This window comes from Bacillus benzoevorans (assembly GCF_014207535.1).
Lineage (GTDB): Bacteria > Bacillota > Bacilli > Bacillales > Cytobacillaceae > Bacillus_BD > Bacillus_BD benzoevorans.
This window is the reverse complement of sequence record NZ_JACHGK010000009.1, coordinates 88,571-104,149: the sequence shown is the minus strand read 5'-3', so window position 1 is coordinate 104,149 and position 15,579 is coordinate 88,571. Positions and strand designations below refer to the sequence as shown.

The 15,579-nt window shown below is 41.3% G+C and carries 14 protein-coding genes; 6 read left to right on the top strand and 8 right to left on the bottom strand.

Going from position 1 to position 15,579, the window contains the following annotated elements; translation table 11 throughout:
* Window positions 1-14 precede the first annotated feature (14 nt).
* The 3 genes from HNR53_RS13345 to HNR53_RS13335 all read left to right on the top strand — a co-directional run bounded on the left by HNR53_RS13345 (window position 15) and on the right by HNR53_RS13335 (window position 2,552).
* On the top strand, window positions 15-584 hold the full coding sequence (locus HNR53_RS13345) for a hypothetical protein (RefSeq protein ID WP_184526790.1): 570 nt from the start codon (window positions 15-17) through the stop codon (window positions 582-584).
* Between the two features lie 524 nt (window positions 585-1,108).
* The gene (locus HNR53_RS13340; RefSeq protein WP_184526788.1) at window positions 1,109-1,864 is read left to right on the top strand and encodes a YveK family protein; all 756 of its coding nucleotides are present in this window, start codon (window positions 1,109-1,111) and stop codon (window positions 1,862-1,864) included.
* Window positions 1,854-2,552 carry a CpsD/CapB family tyrosine-protein kinase gene (locus tag HNR53_RS13335; protein ID WP_184526786.1) on the top strand — a complete coding sequence of 233 codons (699 nt, stop codon included), beginning with the start codon at window positions 1,854-1,856 and terminating at the stop codon, window positions 2,550-2,552. Before HNR53_RS13340 ends, HNR53_RS13335 begins: the two co-directional genes overlap by 11 nt.
* A gap of 77 nt (window positions 2,553-2,629) precedes the next feature.
* Here HNR53_RS13335 and HNR53_RS13330 read toward each other — a convergent pair whose 3' ends face one another.
* On the bottom strand, window positions 2,630-3,310 hold the full coding sequence (locus HNR53_RS13330; protein WP_184526784.1) for a hypothetical protein: 681 nt from the start codon (window positions 3,308-3,310) through the stop codon (window positions 2,630-2,632).
* A 250-nt stretch (window positions 3,311-3,560) separates the two neighbouring features.
* Between HNR53_RS13330 and HNR53_RS13325 the strand changes: the two genes are divergently transcribed.
* Window positions 3,561-5,639: an S-layer homology domain-containing protein gene (locus tag HNR53_RS13325; protein WP_184526782.1), complete on the top strand. Its 2,079-nt coding sequence runs from the start codon at window positions 3,561-3,563 to the stop codon at window positions 5,637-5,639.
* A 219-nt stretch (window positions 5,640-5,858) separates the two neighbouring features.
* On the opposite strand, the gene HNR53_RS13320 is transcribed toward HNR53_RS13325, so the two are convergent.
* Window positions 5,859-6,527: a hypothetical protein gene (locus tag HNR53_RS13320; RefSeq protein ID WP_184526780.1), complete on the bottom strand. Its 669-nt coding sequence runs from the start codon at window positions 6,525-6,527 to the stop codon at window positions 5,859-5,861.
* Between the two features lie 315 nt (window positions 6,528-6,842).
* Between HNR53_RS13320 and HNR53_RS13315 the strand changes: the two genes are divergently transcribed.
* Window positions 6,843-8,882, top strand: a complete 2,040-nt coding sequence (locus tag HNR53_RS13315; protein ID WP_184526778.1) for an S-layer homology domain-containing protein — start codon at window positions 6,843-6,845, stop codon at window positions 8,880-8,882.
* Here HNR53_RS13315 and HNR53_RS23425 read toward each other — a convergent pair.
* From HNR53_RS23425 to HNR53_RS13300, 4 genes are read right to left on the bottom strand one after another with little or no spacing between them, the layout of a single operon-like run.
* The gene (locus HNR53_RS23425; protein ID WP_281391834.1) at window positions 8,871-8,996 is read right to left on the bottom strand and encodes a hypothetical protein; all 126 of its coding nucleotides are present in this window, start codon (window positions 8,994-8,996) and stop codon (window positions 8,871-8,873) included. The genes HNR53_RS13315 and HNR53_RS23425 overlap by 12 nt on opposite strands.
* The gene (locus tag HNR53_RS13310; RefSeq protein WP_184526776.1) at window positions 8,993-10,195 is read right to left on the bottom strand and encodes a Ger(x)C family spore germination protein; all 1,203 of its coding nucleotides are present in this window, start codon (window positions 10,193-10,195) and stop codon (window positions 8,993-8,995) included. The genes HNR53_RS23425 and HNR53_RS13310 overlap by 4 nt, the downstream gene beginning before the upstream one ends.
* A 6-nt stretch (window positions 10,196-10,201) precedes the next feature.
* Window positions 10,202-11,725, bottom strand: coding sequence for a spore germination protein (locus tag HNR53_RS13305; RefSeq protein ID WP_184526774.1), 1,524 nt, complete (start codon window positions 11,723-11,725; stop codon window positions 10,202-10,204).
* Window positions 11,685-12,815, bottom strand: a complete 1,131-nt coding sequence (locus HNR53_RS13300) for a GerAB/ArcD/ProY family transporter (protein WP_184526771.1) — start codon at window positions 12,813-12,815, stop codon at window positions 11,685-11,687. Before HNR53_RS13300 ends, HNR53_RS13305 begins: the two co-directional genes overlap by 41 nt.
* 232 nt (window positions 12,816-13,047) lie before the next feature.
* On the opposite strand from HNR53_RS13300, the gene HNR53_RS13295 reads away from it, so the two are divergent.
* Window positions 13,048-13,497, top strand: coding sequence for a NanQ anomerase/TabA/YiaL family protein (locus tag HNR53_RS13295; protein ID WP_184526769.1), 450 nt, complete (start codon window positions 13,048-13,050; stop codon window positions 13,495-13,497).
* 456 nt (window positions 13,498-13,953) lie between these two features.
* Here the strand turns inward: HNR53_RS13295 and HNR53_RS13290 are convergent, their stop codons facing one another.
* Together HNR53_RS13290 and HNR53_RS13285 are read right to left on the bottom strand one after the other, a co-directional pair.
* Complete coding sequence (locus HNR53_RS13290) at window positions 13,954-14,157, bottom strand: aspartyl-phosphate phosphatase Spo0E family protein (RefSeq protein WP_184526767.1); 204 nt, start codon at window positions 14,155-14,157, stop codon at window positions 13,954-13,956.
* Window positions 14,158-14,750: 593 nt separating this feature from the next.
* Window positions 14,751-15,443 (bottom strand): Crp/Fnr family transcriptional regulator, encoded by a 693-nt coding sequence (locus HNR53_RS13285; protein ID WP_184526765.1) that lies wholly within the window; start codon window positions 15,441-15,443, stop codon window positions 14,751-14,753.
* Window positions 15,444-15,579 lie beyond the last annotated feature (136 nt).

Here is a 15,579-nt window from a genome sequence, read left to right as displayed (position 1 = left end):
TTTGGAGGGGAATTATGAAATTAAAAGGGATGATCATCGGCGGAACCGCCTTGGTTCTGCTTATTTCAGCTTCCGGGTACTTTTTTTATGAAATGAATAAAACCGATAACGGAGCATCGGTTGCCCGCGTGCAACAGCCTGAAGCGGACAAAGAACGAGAGGAAAAGGGCGATAACCGCGATAGCAACATGGAAAACAGTGATCAGAAAAACGCTGCGGATACGGAAGGGCAGGCAGACACAACGGGCGTTCAAAATCCGGAAACTCCGGTCGATAATATAAATGAAGAAACTGGGACGACTGGAGAAAATAGTGCACCAACGGCGCCGGAAACTTCCGGCAATATAGGGGAAACGCCGGCAGCCGCACCGAATAACAAGCAAACCGGAGGACTTTACTTTGCCACCAGGGAAGAAGCCGTTGCATTCGGGTTCAGCCGCTTCACCCAAGAAGAAATCGATCTATACAACCGTGCTTCCGCAAAGGGTCTAACCCCGGAACAACAGGAACTGGCGATCCAAATGGCCTATTCACGCTTTACGGCAGAAGAAATTGCTGCAATTGAAGAAGCGCTGAACCGGTAGTTTGTCCCCGGTAATCTGCTTGATGAAAGCGCGGATAGCTGCAGAAAAACTATTTTATAAAAATAAAAGCACCGATTATCTTTGTAGAAAAACAGGCGTCCTATATTTTTCCTTATTATGACAGGGGAAAGGTATAATAGTTACTATAGTCATATCATTTGTTAATAAAAAAAGTTAAAAAGACTCAGGTGTGTGAAAAACCGTCTCAGCTAGTTTTTTCCCAAATTGAGATAGGTGCCCATCTATACAAGAAAAAGGGGGGCGTTTTTGCTATTATTCTATTGAAATAAAGGTAGGATTATCTTAAACTAACCTTTGGGATTAACGCAATCATGATGAGAAAGTTTTTTACATATAGGGCTGTTCTTCAGGTTCCGGCAGTTTGGGGTACTAGACTGTGGGAGGGGAGCGTCGTTCTCTATTAAGGTGACGCAAGATTGAAGAGACAGTCCATATTTTATTCCTCTAGTCACAAAGAAGGCTAGGAACAACATGCAGGGGAGAAAAATTATTAGGAGGATATAATGGAAGAGGAAACAATAAGTTTAAGAGAATTATTTGCTGTATTAAAGAAGAGGTTTGCTTTAATCGTCATTGTCACTCTTTTAGCAACGATCGTAAGCGGGGTAGTGAGCTATACTGTCTTAAAGCCCGTTTATAAGGCATCGACACAAATTCTTGTCAGCCAGGCAGCAGCAGGTTCCATCGCATCATTAGCAGGAATATCACTAGATACAGATGCTAAATTTATTGAAACATACAACGTCATCTTGAAAAGCCCGTATATTTTGGATCAAGTTATTAAAGAATTAGATTTGGATACTTCAGCACAAGGTCTGAACGGCAGTGTCAGCGTCACGCAGGAAGGGAAATCACAGGTAGTCAGCATCGCGGTAGAAAATCATGACCCGGCTGAAGCCGTGATTATCGCGAACGAAATTGCACAAGTTTTTAAAGAAGAAATCTCTAAGCTAATGAGAATCGATAATATTCATATTTTATCTCCGGCTGAATTACCGGAAAATCCAGCACCAATCAAACCGCAGCCAATGTTAAATATGGCGATTGCCTTTGTGGTCGGTTTAATGGCCTCTGTCGGAGTGGCATTCTTACTGGAATACTTAGATAACACGATTAAATCTGAGCAGGACATCGAAAAATTGCTTGGACTGCCTGTACTTGGTGCCGTTAGTAACATTACCGCAGCAGATGAACAGAGATCATCTTCCCATACAAATATAGGCAATCTGAAGAAACGAGGTGATAAAGTTGAGGCTTAAGAAAAACGCGAAAAACATCGTGAGACAAAATAGAAGTCTTATCACATCAAGCAACCCTCGTTCACCGATTTCAGAGCAATACAAAACAATCCGGACGAACATTCAATTTTCTTCAGACCTGGGCATCCGTACGATTGTTGTTACCTCGTCGGGACCAGGAGAAGGAAAATCGACTACAGTGGCCAATTTAGCGGTTGTTTTTGCCCAGCAGGGAAAGAAGACGCTGCTGATTGATTGTGACATGCGTAAACCAACGGTACATTATACCTTTCATGTTGAAAACCAGCGCGGTCTGACAAGCATTCTGACAAAACGCAATGAATTGCAGCAATGCATCCAGGAAACGGAATTGGAGAATCTATCCGTTTTGCCTACAGGACCGATTCCGCCAAACCCGGCAGAGCTGCTTGGTTCACAAGCTATGAAGGACATGCTGGACAAGGCTTTGGAAAGCTTCGATATGATTTTAATCGATACGCCGCCGGTTCTTGCTGTTACGGACGCGCAAATTCTTGCTAATCAATGTGACGGGACGATCCTGGTGATCAAAAGCGGAGAAACCCCTATCGAAGCAGCTGTCAAATCAAAGGAGCTGCTCCTCGCCGCTAACGGCAAATTGCTGGGCACCGTTTTGAACCATAAGAAAATTCAAGATAGTCACTATTACTACTACTACGGAAGAGAGTAATCTTTTCGCAGAAAACTCAAGTAAAAAACCTCTACCTTAAAACGCCGGGTGGAGGTTTTTTGTTAAATAGAAACGCACTAAAACTGTGACAACTCGCTGATTACCTGTGTCATCCGCTCCTGCTTCTTCGCGGTATACTCATTTTTAAACGGTACTGCATCGTTTACATCGTAACCGTATTTTTCTAAATCAAGCTGAAACTGCTTATAATAAGCATCAAAGGTTTTATCTGCATTCGTTTCAAGAAGTTCCGCAAATTCCTGGTATTTAGCGATTAATTCATCCTTTGAATATTTCTTGCTGACAAAGTCGGCTTTTGCTTGTACGACTATTTGATCCACTTTACTGCTTTCCTGAACCTCCAGCTGTGTAAAAACCTCCTGATAGGCCGCTTTAATCTCTTCTAAAGAAGTCCCGGGAAGCGCAGTAGTACCGCCTTGGGCTTCAACTGCAGCATCCCCGCTGTTTGCAGTTGCGGTGGTTTCTGTGCCGTCATTACTAGATTGTGTTCCAGTGCCGGCGCCTGAATCACTTCCCTGGTTGCCGGAGGAATCTGCACTTCCGGAGACATCCGCGGTTCCAATATTATTCACTGGTGCATGACCAGTCAAATTCGGGTCAGTCTTTTTTACTACTTCAATTTTTTCCTTTGCTTTTGCTGATGTCACTTCTATCTTATTATTCCAATGAACAAGGCTAAAAGTAATGGCTGCCGCCGTTAAGATAACAGCACCTAAAATGGTTAGATTCTTTTTCATAATCGCTCCTCATTTGAAAATAGTATATAAAAATAATGATAAACTACCATATTTTAAAGAGATACCCGCTTTATTCATTATATAAGATTTATAGCAGAAAAATAAAGGACAGGAATTTTTTTGTAAATAAAATCAATTGAAAAACTGCTACTTTTGATATAGTATTAATTTATCAGACGAATGATATTTTCATATATTTTCTATTTTTGGCAATTCGGAAAAACAGAACAATAAATTTAGAGGTGAGGAAATGAAAAAATATCCATTTAGTAAGAAGGCCATAACAGCTATCCTGGCTGCTACGGTTGCGTTTTCCCCAGTAGTTAGTATAGGGGGAGTTTTTGAGCCTAGTACAGTTGAGGCAGCAACAGCTAATGATGCGTTAACTCGGATGCAAACAATTTATAGTCAATTCAGTACTCCTGAAAAAGTAATCTTTAATAAAGCTGCCATTGCATTAAAAGATGAAACAAAATTTACCACTGATGATTGGAGAGATGTATTAACAGCTGAAGTGGCCAATAATTTTAATGCAAAATTAGTTGCAACTGCAAATAATGCAGATACTACAACAAATTACAGTACTGTATCTGCTGAAAGTATTGCAGCTGCAATTGCAACTCTATCTTATGATGCAAGTTCGTCAAATTTAGCTACAATGCTGTCAGACTTTAAAACCTCTCCTCAAGGTGAAGCATTGGAATATATTGTAGGACCAGGAACAACTGATTTAGTATTACAGTTTCTAGCTGATTCTGAAAAGAAACTTTGGGATAAAGGGTTTGCTTCTATTTATACTACTTTAAAAAATGGTGGAACGATTGAAACCATTACTAAACAAGTTAGAGATGAATTAATTAGTGAAAACCCTACGTATGCTACTCTTAATTCAACGTTATACTCTGAATTAGGTACTAATTTAGATGGTATAATTGAAATGAAAAACCGAATTAATGAAAAGCTTGTTTCAAAAACAATTATTACAGAATCAGAGTTATCAACTTTGCGAGACGCGTTTATTTTAGCTGCATTTCTAGCTGGAAATCCTAATGGCGGAGGCGGCGGAGGCGGCGGTGTAGTACCACCTGCACCAACTGAAAATCCAGCCCTAGGCGAAGTTACACTTCCACAAGACGCAACTGAAACAGTAAAACAAGGCAGCACTGTCGTGACCCAAGTCCCTGCAGCAAAAGTGGCTGAGATTGTTACCCAAATCACAGCTGAAAAAGCGGTTATTCCGTTAACTCTTGGTGCACCGGCTGCTGGCGAAACAGCTAAAGCAGAGCTTCCTGCAACGTTATTTACTCAAGCAGCGGAAAAGAACGCAAATGCAGCGGTTAATGTAAAAACAGAAGAAGCAAGCTATCAACTTCCTGTTAGTGAAATCAATGTAGCTTCATTAGCAAATGAACTTGGTGTTGCGGCCTCTGATGTTAAAATTGAAATCTCTGTCAATGTAGTTCCACAAGCAGAAGTAAAAGCTGATTTAGATAACAACAAACTGAACGCCGTTTCAGACGTTATTGAATTTACAGTGAAAGCTGTTTCTGGTGATAAAGAAGTTTCCGTTTCTAAATTCTCAACTTACGTAAAACGTACAATCACTGGAACTAAAACGTTTAATCCTGCTCGCACAGCAGTGGTTAAATTAGTCAATGGAAAATTCCAAGGCGCTCCAGCTACGTTTAATGGAAAAGAAGCGACTATTTACAAAAAAGATAACTCTAAATATGTTATCGTTGAAAACGACAAAACATTCACTGATGTCGACAATGGCAAGAACTTTGCTGAAGCATCTATCGAAAAATTAGCTTCAAAATATATCATTTTCGGTAAATCAGATACTGAGTATGCAAATAGCTTAGCGATCACTCGTGGTGAGTTTGCTGCGTTAATTTCTCGTGCACTTGGCTTAACTGCACAAAATCCAACTCAATTAAAATTCACTGATACACCAAATACAAAAGCTGTTAACCAAAACGGCGAAATCAATGCAGTCGCTGAAGCAGGTATTGTCTCTGGATACGCTGGTAATATCTTCAAACCAGACCAGCCAATCAACCGTGCAGAAGCAGCGATCATGCTTTCTAAAGCTTTAGATTATGTTAAAGTTGCAAGCTCAGAATATACTACAAGCAAAAAGCTTGCTGACTTCAAAGACGATGCTGTAATCGGTACAACAAGCCGTCAATATGTTGAAAAAGTATACCAAGCCGGTCTTATGAGCGGATTTAGCGATAAATCATTCGGTCCTGACAAATCAATGCAGCGTGACCAAATGGCTGTCGTTCTTGATAAACTTCTTCAAGCAGCTAAATTAATCGACTAATTACAAAAGGAGCTGTCCATTTTGGGACAACTCCTTTTTAATTTCTTTTCAAATTAGTCATAAGCCTGATTTACCCGGCAATCCAACTTGCTTCACCAGCCGAAAAATTGGTTCCCGGCCCTTAAATTGAAAGATATCGGCAACTCTTCTGATATATCGTCCACTTCGAACAATATATCGGCAACTTCGGATACAATGCTTCAGGCTCTAAAACCGTCTCTAAAACTCCGACAACTCACTAATCACATGCGACTGCCGTTCTGCCTTTTTCTGCTGATACTCATTCCGAAAACTCACCGCTTCATTGGGATCATGACCGTTCTTTTGTAAATCAGCCTCCAACTGCTGGTAAATGGCATTAAAGGATTGATCCGCCTGGTCTTCAAGAGAAAGGGCGATTTCCTGATATTTAACCAGTAAATCCTCTTTCAAATACTTACCACTGACATAGTCAGCTTTTGCCTGCACGACGATTTGATCGATTTTGCTGCCTTCCCAAACCTCTAGATCAGAAAAAGCCGCACGATAAGCCGACTTAATGTCTGCTAATGCCGTACCGGGTTGGTTCGGTGCGGCAACGGGGGAGGAAGGACTCTCTCCGCTGCCATTTTTTGTACCGGGATTTCCCGATTTTCCCTGGCCCAGCATCCCGTCATCGGCCGTATTCGAATCAGATCCACCCGCTTGAGCGTTTGTTGATGTCCCTGCGTCACCGCTGCCGAGCGGAGCATCACCGGTTAAATCCGGGTCTGACTTTTTCACTATTTCAATCTTTTCCTTAGCAGATTCAGAGGTTGTTTCTATTTTCTCATTCCAGCTTACGATGCCGAACGTTAGGAACACAATAGCAGCAAGCGCCCCTCCAATGAGCAAATACATTTTCTTCATAAGATCCCTCTTTTCCGATAATATTTGGGTATAATTGGCAAATTATTAGTCTGTAAAATAATTTCTGATTGATTTGATTATACAAAAATGGCCAAAAAAAGAAAGGTTTTGCCCAAATTGCAGGACTTATTACCTTTGCTCCTGCTTCAAATACACTAAATCTACTTTTTGTGTTCTCAATAAAGGATGACTATGTACCCTTTAAAAAACACTAGGATTTAAGATAGTATGTATTTAGCATGTAAACTTACATATTTTCACATATCTATTTTACTTTAGATGTGTCAGAAAAAAGAAATATAAGAGGTGAAACCAGTGAAAAGATATCCTTTTAGTAAAAAAGCAGTACAAGCCATTTTGGCAGCAGCGATAGCCTTCGCACCAGCGGCCGGCCTTAGCGCTGTTCAAGCAGAAGCAGCTGGAACAGAAAATTCGGTGACTGCAGCCGCCTATAATGCCAATGATTTAGCTGCAAAGTTAAACCCGATTTACGCCGAACTAAAAAAACAAGAGAATGCAGCATTTCTGCAAAAAATTAAAGATGCCCAAACAGAAATAGGAAAATTGGATTGGAATACATACGCAGATAGAATCGTGACTGCAAATGATCAAGCAAAAGTAACCGCTATGGCCACTTTGCTTAAGGCGGCGGCTAATATGGCAGCCAGTACATCCCCTGACGAGTTGCAAACGAACTTAACACAATTAAGTAACACAAGTTCAACTATTGCAGCACAGTTTGGAAAAAATGTATCGGCTCAAGAAATTCAGGAATTAATCATCGGTACAGCGATTGAATTCTATAACCGCTTGAAGACTCTTAACCCAAATGCAACAGAGGCTGAAATCAATACGGCTTTAGAAAATGCTGTCACAGCAGTTATTATTAGCAGTATCCAAAATAATCAGGATCTGGCAACTGTATTTCTAAAAAATATAAGTATAGATGAAGTCAAAAAGGCAGTGTCAGAGATTATAGCGAAGGTAGACCCAAAAGGTGAAGTGAGAAAGGCATTTTTACATGCAGTGAAGAAGGTTGAAAACGGCACTCCTGGTGGCGGAGGCGGCGGAGGAACCGATCCAGATCCAGGGCAGCCGCAGCCAATCCCGTATCCACCAGGTCCTGGCGAAGCCAAAGTACCGGCTGATGCAGCTGTCATTGAAAAAATAACTTCCAACGGTCAAACACAATTTGTAACAAAGGTACAGGCTAATAAGGTAGATGAAATTGTCGGACTGATCTCCGGTTCGAACAACGTTATTGTGCTGCCATTACCGCAAGCGGCAGAAGGCGAAATCAACAAAGCCTTGATCCCGGGAGCGTTTTTTACAAAAGCACAAGCGAAGGATCCAAATGCCATTCTATATGTAAAAACAGCAGAAGCTGGTTATAAACTTCCTGTCAATGCCATCAATATTGCTGACTTGGCGCAAAAACTTGGCGTTGCCGCTGATGCGGTCTCAATCGAAATCACAGTGAATATCGTTGACGCGAATCAAGTACAAGGCGCGATTGCGAAAAATAAATTAAATCCGGTTTCCAAGGTGATTGAATTCACTGTAAGAGCAGTTGCTGGTGATAAAGCAATCGAAATATCTAAATTCTCAACATACGTAAAACGGACAATCGTTGGCCATAAAAACTTCAATCCTGACAGAACAGCTGCCCTTCGTTTAGAAGGTGAGAAATACCAAAGCACTCCAGCTGTATTTGCCGGAAATGAAGGAACGATTTTCAAAAGGGATAACTCGAAATACGTGATCGTAGAAAACGATAAAACATTCACCGATATCGACAATGGCAGAAACTTTGCTGAATACTATATCGAAAAATTAGCTTCAAAATATATCATTTTCGGAAAATCTGAAACAAGCTATGCTCCAAGCGATGCGATTACGCGCGGTGAGTTTGCTGCTTTAATTTCACGTTCATTCGGTTTAACCGCACAAAATCCAACTGCATTGAAATTCCCGGATACACCGAATACGAAGGCGGTTAACCAAAACGGTGAAATTAACGCTGCCGCCGAAGCGGGGATCATCAATGGGTATGGGGATGGAAACTTCCGTCCGGACAAGCCGATCAACCGTGCTGAAGCAGCGATCATGATTGCCAAAGCGATGGAATATGTAAATGTTGCAGACTCCAAGTATGATAAAACGAAAAAGCTTGCGTCATTCAAAGATGATGCTGCTATCGGAGCATCAAGCCGTGCAAGTGTCGAAAAAGTCTACCAAGCTGGCATCATCAGCGGGTTTGCCAATGGCGAATTCGGACCAGACAAATCGATGCAGCGTGACCAAATGGCGGTCGTATTAGAAAAAGTTCTAAAAGCCGCAGAATTAATCAACTAAAGGAAAAATGAAAAACGGGGCATCAGTCACAGCGATGCCCCGTTTTTTTGCACTCATTACAATCATGATCACAAAACCGGAAGGGCTGGCATAAATGACGCTGCCATCTTTCATTCCTCCGGATACCGTTTCTTAAAGCCTTCATTTTTTTGCTTTGCAAACATGGTTTCTTGTTTGTTTCGACCGGTAGTTTGTAAGCGCACGTTAATGTCGAGCGATTTAATTGTGCCTTTTTCCAGCGGAATAAGCCCATTCTTTTCTACCTTTTTCCATGCTTGATTTTTTTGGCGGTAAGCAACTGTCGACAATTCAAAAAGATCAATATTCTTCTTCTGTCCATAATCATATGCCGTAAGAATCTCCTTTTTAATCGTTTTGGCCACTTCTTTTTCAATTTCTTCCCTTTTCATGTTAAACTTCGTCATTTGCAGCGTGCCTTTTACCTTCAATCTAATATTAAAACGAATTTTTCCATTCTCTACAACAGGCTGTACCTTTATCTTTTTGTTATAGACAACGACGGACATATGTTGGTTATGATGATCACCAGGGGAAAAAACGACTAGGTCACGGATAAAATCCTGTTCCACCCCGCGTGCTCCCTGGAAGGATTTTTCAGGAATGATGTCCTGAAGTGTATTATGATGAACAATTGCTACCTCTTCCATTAACAAATCCTTCTCGTTCCCACTTTTATTCGCCCATTGCTTCGTTATTTTCACCACCGGCAGCACAACCTGGTGACCTGGTTCATCGGTATGGATAATCAATTCTCTTAAATCGATCGGTTCAATCAGGGAGGATTGCTTATAATTATCAATCGGGTCGCTTAATTTTGAAAAAGCTAAAGGAATATTATCAAGAGGTTCAATCAGCATCACCTCTTGAAGCGGGTCCTGTGTGACAAAAAAATAAGTCCGGTATCTTGTTTCCCTGAACCGGTCAAGGAGGTCGGCGACATCCTTCACTGCGCCTTTGGTAACGGCCTCCTTAGTAAGGATCACATAGGAAAGATGGCCCAAAAAAGCTCTCCTGTCAATGGTATGATATAAATTGAAAACGGCCTCCTCCATCGTCCTGCCTGTGGCACGGCCGACCTCTGATTGCTCTACAGAACCTGGCCCGCCGCCGCTTTCTACCTTTGCCAGTCCCTGCAAATTAATGATTTGCATAAAGACTTCTACATCACCGTTTTCTTTATAATCTACCCCGATTCCATTTATGTACAGCAGCCGCTCCGGTTCATTATGATCCCAGCATCCTGAAAGGAAAAGACAGGAAATAATCAATGATAAAATGGTTCTTTTTTTCATAGAAGATTACTCCTTTTTCCGTGTCATGTCCTTTGAAATGATTGGATTTATTCTGGAAGTATCCAGCTTGTTTGGAATCCGGATAATAGACTTCAATACATATTTGATATTCAAGTTTGCTGTAATTCCGAAAAGTGGTACACCTAAGACCCGGACATTACTTACGGCAATGATCAGAAAATGCAGCATAAATAAAAAGCCAAAAAGCCCCAAAACAGAGGAGAGAAAAATAGCCGCTATGCGCACTAAACTAATCGCACCGACCAGGGAATGATTGACAAGGGTGAAGGTGGCAATGGAAGAACCGGCAATAATCACGAGCATCGCTGGGCTGGTCAGGCCGGCCCGAATCGCCGCATCGCCAATAATCAGTGCCCCTAATACACTCAGCGTGCCGCCGGCAGCAGAGGGCATGCGCAATCCCGCTTCCTTAAATAATTCAAATAATAGGAGCATAATGAGGGCTTCTAAAGCTGTCGGCAATGGGATGCCGCGCCTGGATTCAACGACAGTTGCCAGCAGAATCAGCGGCAAATGATCTTGGTGATAGGTTGTGACAGCCACCCAAAAACCCGGTAATAAGGTAGCGATAAAAACCCCTATGACCCGCATGAATCTTTCGAATGAATTGAAGGCGCTGATATTTTCCGAATCTTCCGCTGTCTTAAGCAAAAAGAAGGCATTGATTGGCAAAATCATGGCATAGGAGACGCCATCAATCAAAATAATAATCCGCCCATTTAATAAACCTTGCACGGAAAAATCAGGCCTGCCTGAGTAATGATGGCGCGGGAAAAAGGGCGAAGATTTTTCAATCAGTTCCATAAATTGATTACCGGAATAAATCCCGTCTACGTCAATGGCATTAATTCTCTCTGTCAATTTCTCGACCATTTTAGGGTTGGCGGTATCGTGGATATATAGCAGTGCCACCTCCGTTAAAGAGCGTCTTCCAACTTGGAACTTTTTTACACAAAGAGAATTCGTGCGCAGCCGTTTGCGAATTAATGCCGTATTGACGGAAATGTCCTCAATAAAATTATCCCTCGGTCCTTTAATCGTAATTTCTGTTGCTGTGTCTTCCGGCGTGCGCTGCGGCCGATGGGAAATATTTGTAGAAAATAGGTATTGAGCTTCGTGAAAAAAGATTAACAATTTTCCGCAGTAAATATCGGCATACATTGTTTCCTCAGACTCCACTTCCTCTAATTGCGGCAGGTGGAGAGACTGAGCAATATTCTCTTTTGTTATTCGATCCCCATTATATGTTTCGAAAAATAAATGCAGACGGTCAACTACTAAATGATTTAATAAATCCAGATCCACCATTCCCTGACAACCGACAAACGTGACTTTAACCGGGGACTCTGGACAATAACTAGCGGTATTGAAAAAAACATCTTCTGCTTCTTTAAAAATGTCCCGCAGATCCTCTGCATTCACAATAAATAGTTTTTTCTTCTTCACAGTAAGTTTCTGGCAGGCATCTTCATTCGCTTTGGACGGGAGTATTTTCCTTCGCTTGAACATAAGCATGTCTCCTTTTCTTTCGATTTTTTATAAAGGCAAAAAGACTAAGCAGGAGAGACAGCCCTAAAAAATACCAAAAGTTAATCGGCATCGTGTAGTCCCGAATGACATTGTGGATCGTAATATCGCTAATCGGGATTAAATTGATGGCAATGGCGGCAAGCGCATAGAAGAAGAGGACGAATCTTTTCCGCCGCTGCTTTTTGATTCCCAATACTTCGATGGAGAGATATAACAAAAGGGCGACACGGATATAGGCACCGGAAATCCATTGGTATATCACGAGAAAATCAACATGCTCAATAAATCTCCCGATCGACACCAAGCGCCATTCCTCATAAGCGGGGAACCTGGTGCGGGCCGCTTCGAGCGGACCAAATTCAATGATGGCCCCGATTAACGGACCTGCCGTCAAATAGGAAAGGAGGATTAAGTTAATGACGATGGCTTTATAGGAAAGTTTATTGTGAATTTTGTGCTGCAAAAACAGCAGTGCGATCACCTCAATATGCCCGGATAAAGGATAAAGCATGCCATTGTACACAGGATCCAGACCATGTTCGAGAAACGGAAGCAACAAGCTGAAATCCTTTTGCGGGATGTTGGCAAATGCCACGAAATAACCAAACACAAGAATGGCTGAAAGCACTAATGTATTGACAATTGCCATCGTCTGTAAGCTGGTTAAGACAAGAAATACACAAAGCAGGACAAATAAGGAAACAGTGAGAAAGGAAGGGGTAATCGGTAAATAGGTCACCCTCGTCCAGGCCACCATTTCTTTAATAGTTTCAGCTGTTAAAACGAGATAAACAAGGCTTGTCGGAATCACGAAAATCCATTTTACGGCTTTGCCGAAATGCTCCCCCAGCCAGTCAAACACATTATCCGGCTGTGTAGCCTTATGGACATACATGAGCAAGAGACCCCATAAAGTCACGACTGCTAGGGCAAAAAGAATAGAGAGCCACGCATCCCGTTTAGCCGCCGTCAAAAGATGCGGAATCACCGTCACATGATTTTTCAGCCCAACTGCCGTTATGATCAGCAAAGAAATCTGCACAATCGATATCGAATCATACTTCTTCATGCCCGCCATCCTCCTTCACCAGCACAACAAACGTAATAAGTAATTTTTATCCTCCCCTGTAGGAAAGTAAATTATTCCAATAAATTCTGGACGGTACAGTGACCCCTTGAAACTTTTTGAAGTATGTTGAATAAGTTCACGGGCGAATTTGATTCCAGACTTGTTTGTGCTAAAACAATATTATATACTAGTATGCAAGTTTAAAAATATCAAGCCTCTGGAGGAATATACATTGATTATTGATAGATTAGCGAATGCGAAAATGTACTATGGTCTGCATCCAAGATTGCAAAAGGGACTTCAATTTTTAGAGGAGACCGATTTAGCTGCGATGAAGCCGGGAAAGTATGAAATTGAAGGGGACAAGGTATTCGTCCTGATCCAGGAATATGAAACAAAACAGGAAGAAGAGGGACGCTACGAATCCCATTATCAATATACCGATATCCAATGTATGGTCCAAGGTGAGGAACAAATGGGCTATACCAACATCGGCAATGTGAAGCTTGCTGAAGAAATTAAGGAAAATGATATCATGTTCTATGAAGGATCAGGAGATCTTGTCCTCGTCCAAGCGGGAAGCTTTGCCATCTTCCAACCGCAGGATGCCCACATGCCGGCCATTTGCTGTGGCCAGCCAAAATTCATCAAAAAGGCTTTGGTTAAGGCACTTTGTGATTAAAAAAAGAAGCTGTCTCTTTTAGAATGGGAGACAGCTTCTTTTTTAGCTAAGAATGGTCACATAGAAAAGCAGTTTTTTCATTTTATCGTCTACTTTGCAAAAATATCGTCGACTTTACCGATTATATCGTCAACCTTCAGCTTTTCATCTCATTTTATTAGGTGCCCATCGGAGATATCGGCCACTTTTCAGCAGATATCGGCCAGTTCGGGTAATATATCGGCCACTTTCATGCATATATCGGCCAGTTCGACCAACATATCGGCCACTTTCAAAATATCAATACGAAGAAGGAAAAATGCTAAGCAGAAATGCTGCTTTAATGGCAAAAAATAAAAAAACTGCCGGCAAGTTTTTTTCCCTGCAGGCAGCTAAAATATATTGGAAGGTGGTATTTCGCAATTTTAATTAAAACGGCTCATTGAATCGAGCTGATTAGACAAGATGGTTCATTCACTATGAAACAAGTCCGCGACATTGTTGCTGAAATACTTGATATAAATAAATATACTCGTCCAATTCTTGGCTAAGAAGGACTGTCTTTTCACTAGATAGGCCTTCGCTCAAGCCTTCATTGATTAATCGGTCCCGAAGTAACTGTATATAATTTAATAAGGATGTCATGATTAAAAGTTTATCTTCTAATGTAAGTTGTTTCATAGTTACCACCTCTATGAAAGTATAGTATATTTTATTATATTATTACCATTTTACAGATAATTCATTCGTTTGTCTGTGACTAAAGATACACATTTTTAAGTTCTTGTAAAAAAGTTAATGAAATTGTAATACTATAATTGCAAGCAGGTTAAAAACATACTAACCCTTGATTGTATAACTGCATCCATTAAATAGCTACTTTTACCAATTTATTTACAATTTATTAATAAATCAGACTGTTGAATAATACCACATCTGTTAGAAGTCTAGCAAGAGGGGGATTATTCATATAGAACCAATTTTTTGAATTTTTTTAAATTAGGCTCTGTTAAACTTGATTGTTGATTTCCGTTCCAGGCACGCACGGTTCTGCGGGCGACAGACGAGCCTCCTCGACACTTCGTGTCTGCGGGGTCTCGTCTGTTGCGCTTCTCCCGCGGGAGTCTTCGTGCCTTCCACTCCAATCAACAAGGGACAATAAATCAACATTGACCTTTAACACAGCCTTAAATTAAGAAAAAAAAAGCCTTTCATTAAAAGCCTCAAACGAAAGCACCTGCACAAAAAAAGCGAAGCCTCACAGCCCCGCCGCGCTACAAAATCATTTCCTTCAGCACTTCCCTGTCGATCATCAAATATCCCTTTTCATCAAAAGCAACACAGCCCTTTTTCTTTAAATCATTCACCGTTCTGCTGAAAGTTTCCCTGGAGGTTCCGATCATGCTCGCCAGCTCCCGGTTTGTCAGGTGAGTTGTAATTTTATAAATATCATGATGCTTAACACCGTTTGTCTTGCACAGCCGCAGCAGCAGCATGACAACCCGTTCATACGTATCATGAAGAATCTGCTCCTCCAAGCGGTTCTGCAAATCGACGATCAGCTCGCCCAGAACCTTAAACAATTTTATGCACAAGGCTGGATTGGAAAGAAGGACTTTTTCAAAATCACTAATTGGAATGACGATTAACTCCGCGTCCTCCAATACCTCTGCAGTTGCCGGGCAGACTTGACCTTTCTGAAAAAATCCGGCATGCGGGAACATCGCCCCGGCATCCAGAATCGAAACGATCTGTTCGCGCCCTGAACCATCACCTTTATAAATCTTTACTTTTCCTGACTGGATAAAAAACAGCCTGTCAAGGGGGTCTCCCTGCATAAAGACATACATTTTCTCTTTGTAAAAGCGGGTTTGCGCTATTTCATCGATACGAAAGATTTCTTCATCTTCTAATTCGTTAAAAATAGAAACAGTCTTCAGCTCTTGTTCGATAGTTGCCATTCTCATTGACCCCTCCTCAAAATAACCTTTCTGATTATAGTGTATACTTTGCCACTTCCTAATCTCAGTGACCTTAATCATAGTGAAGGAAATTTCATATTCTCATTGTCAAGTGATAAATATCACACGTGTAAAGTGATGT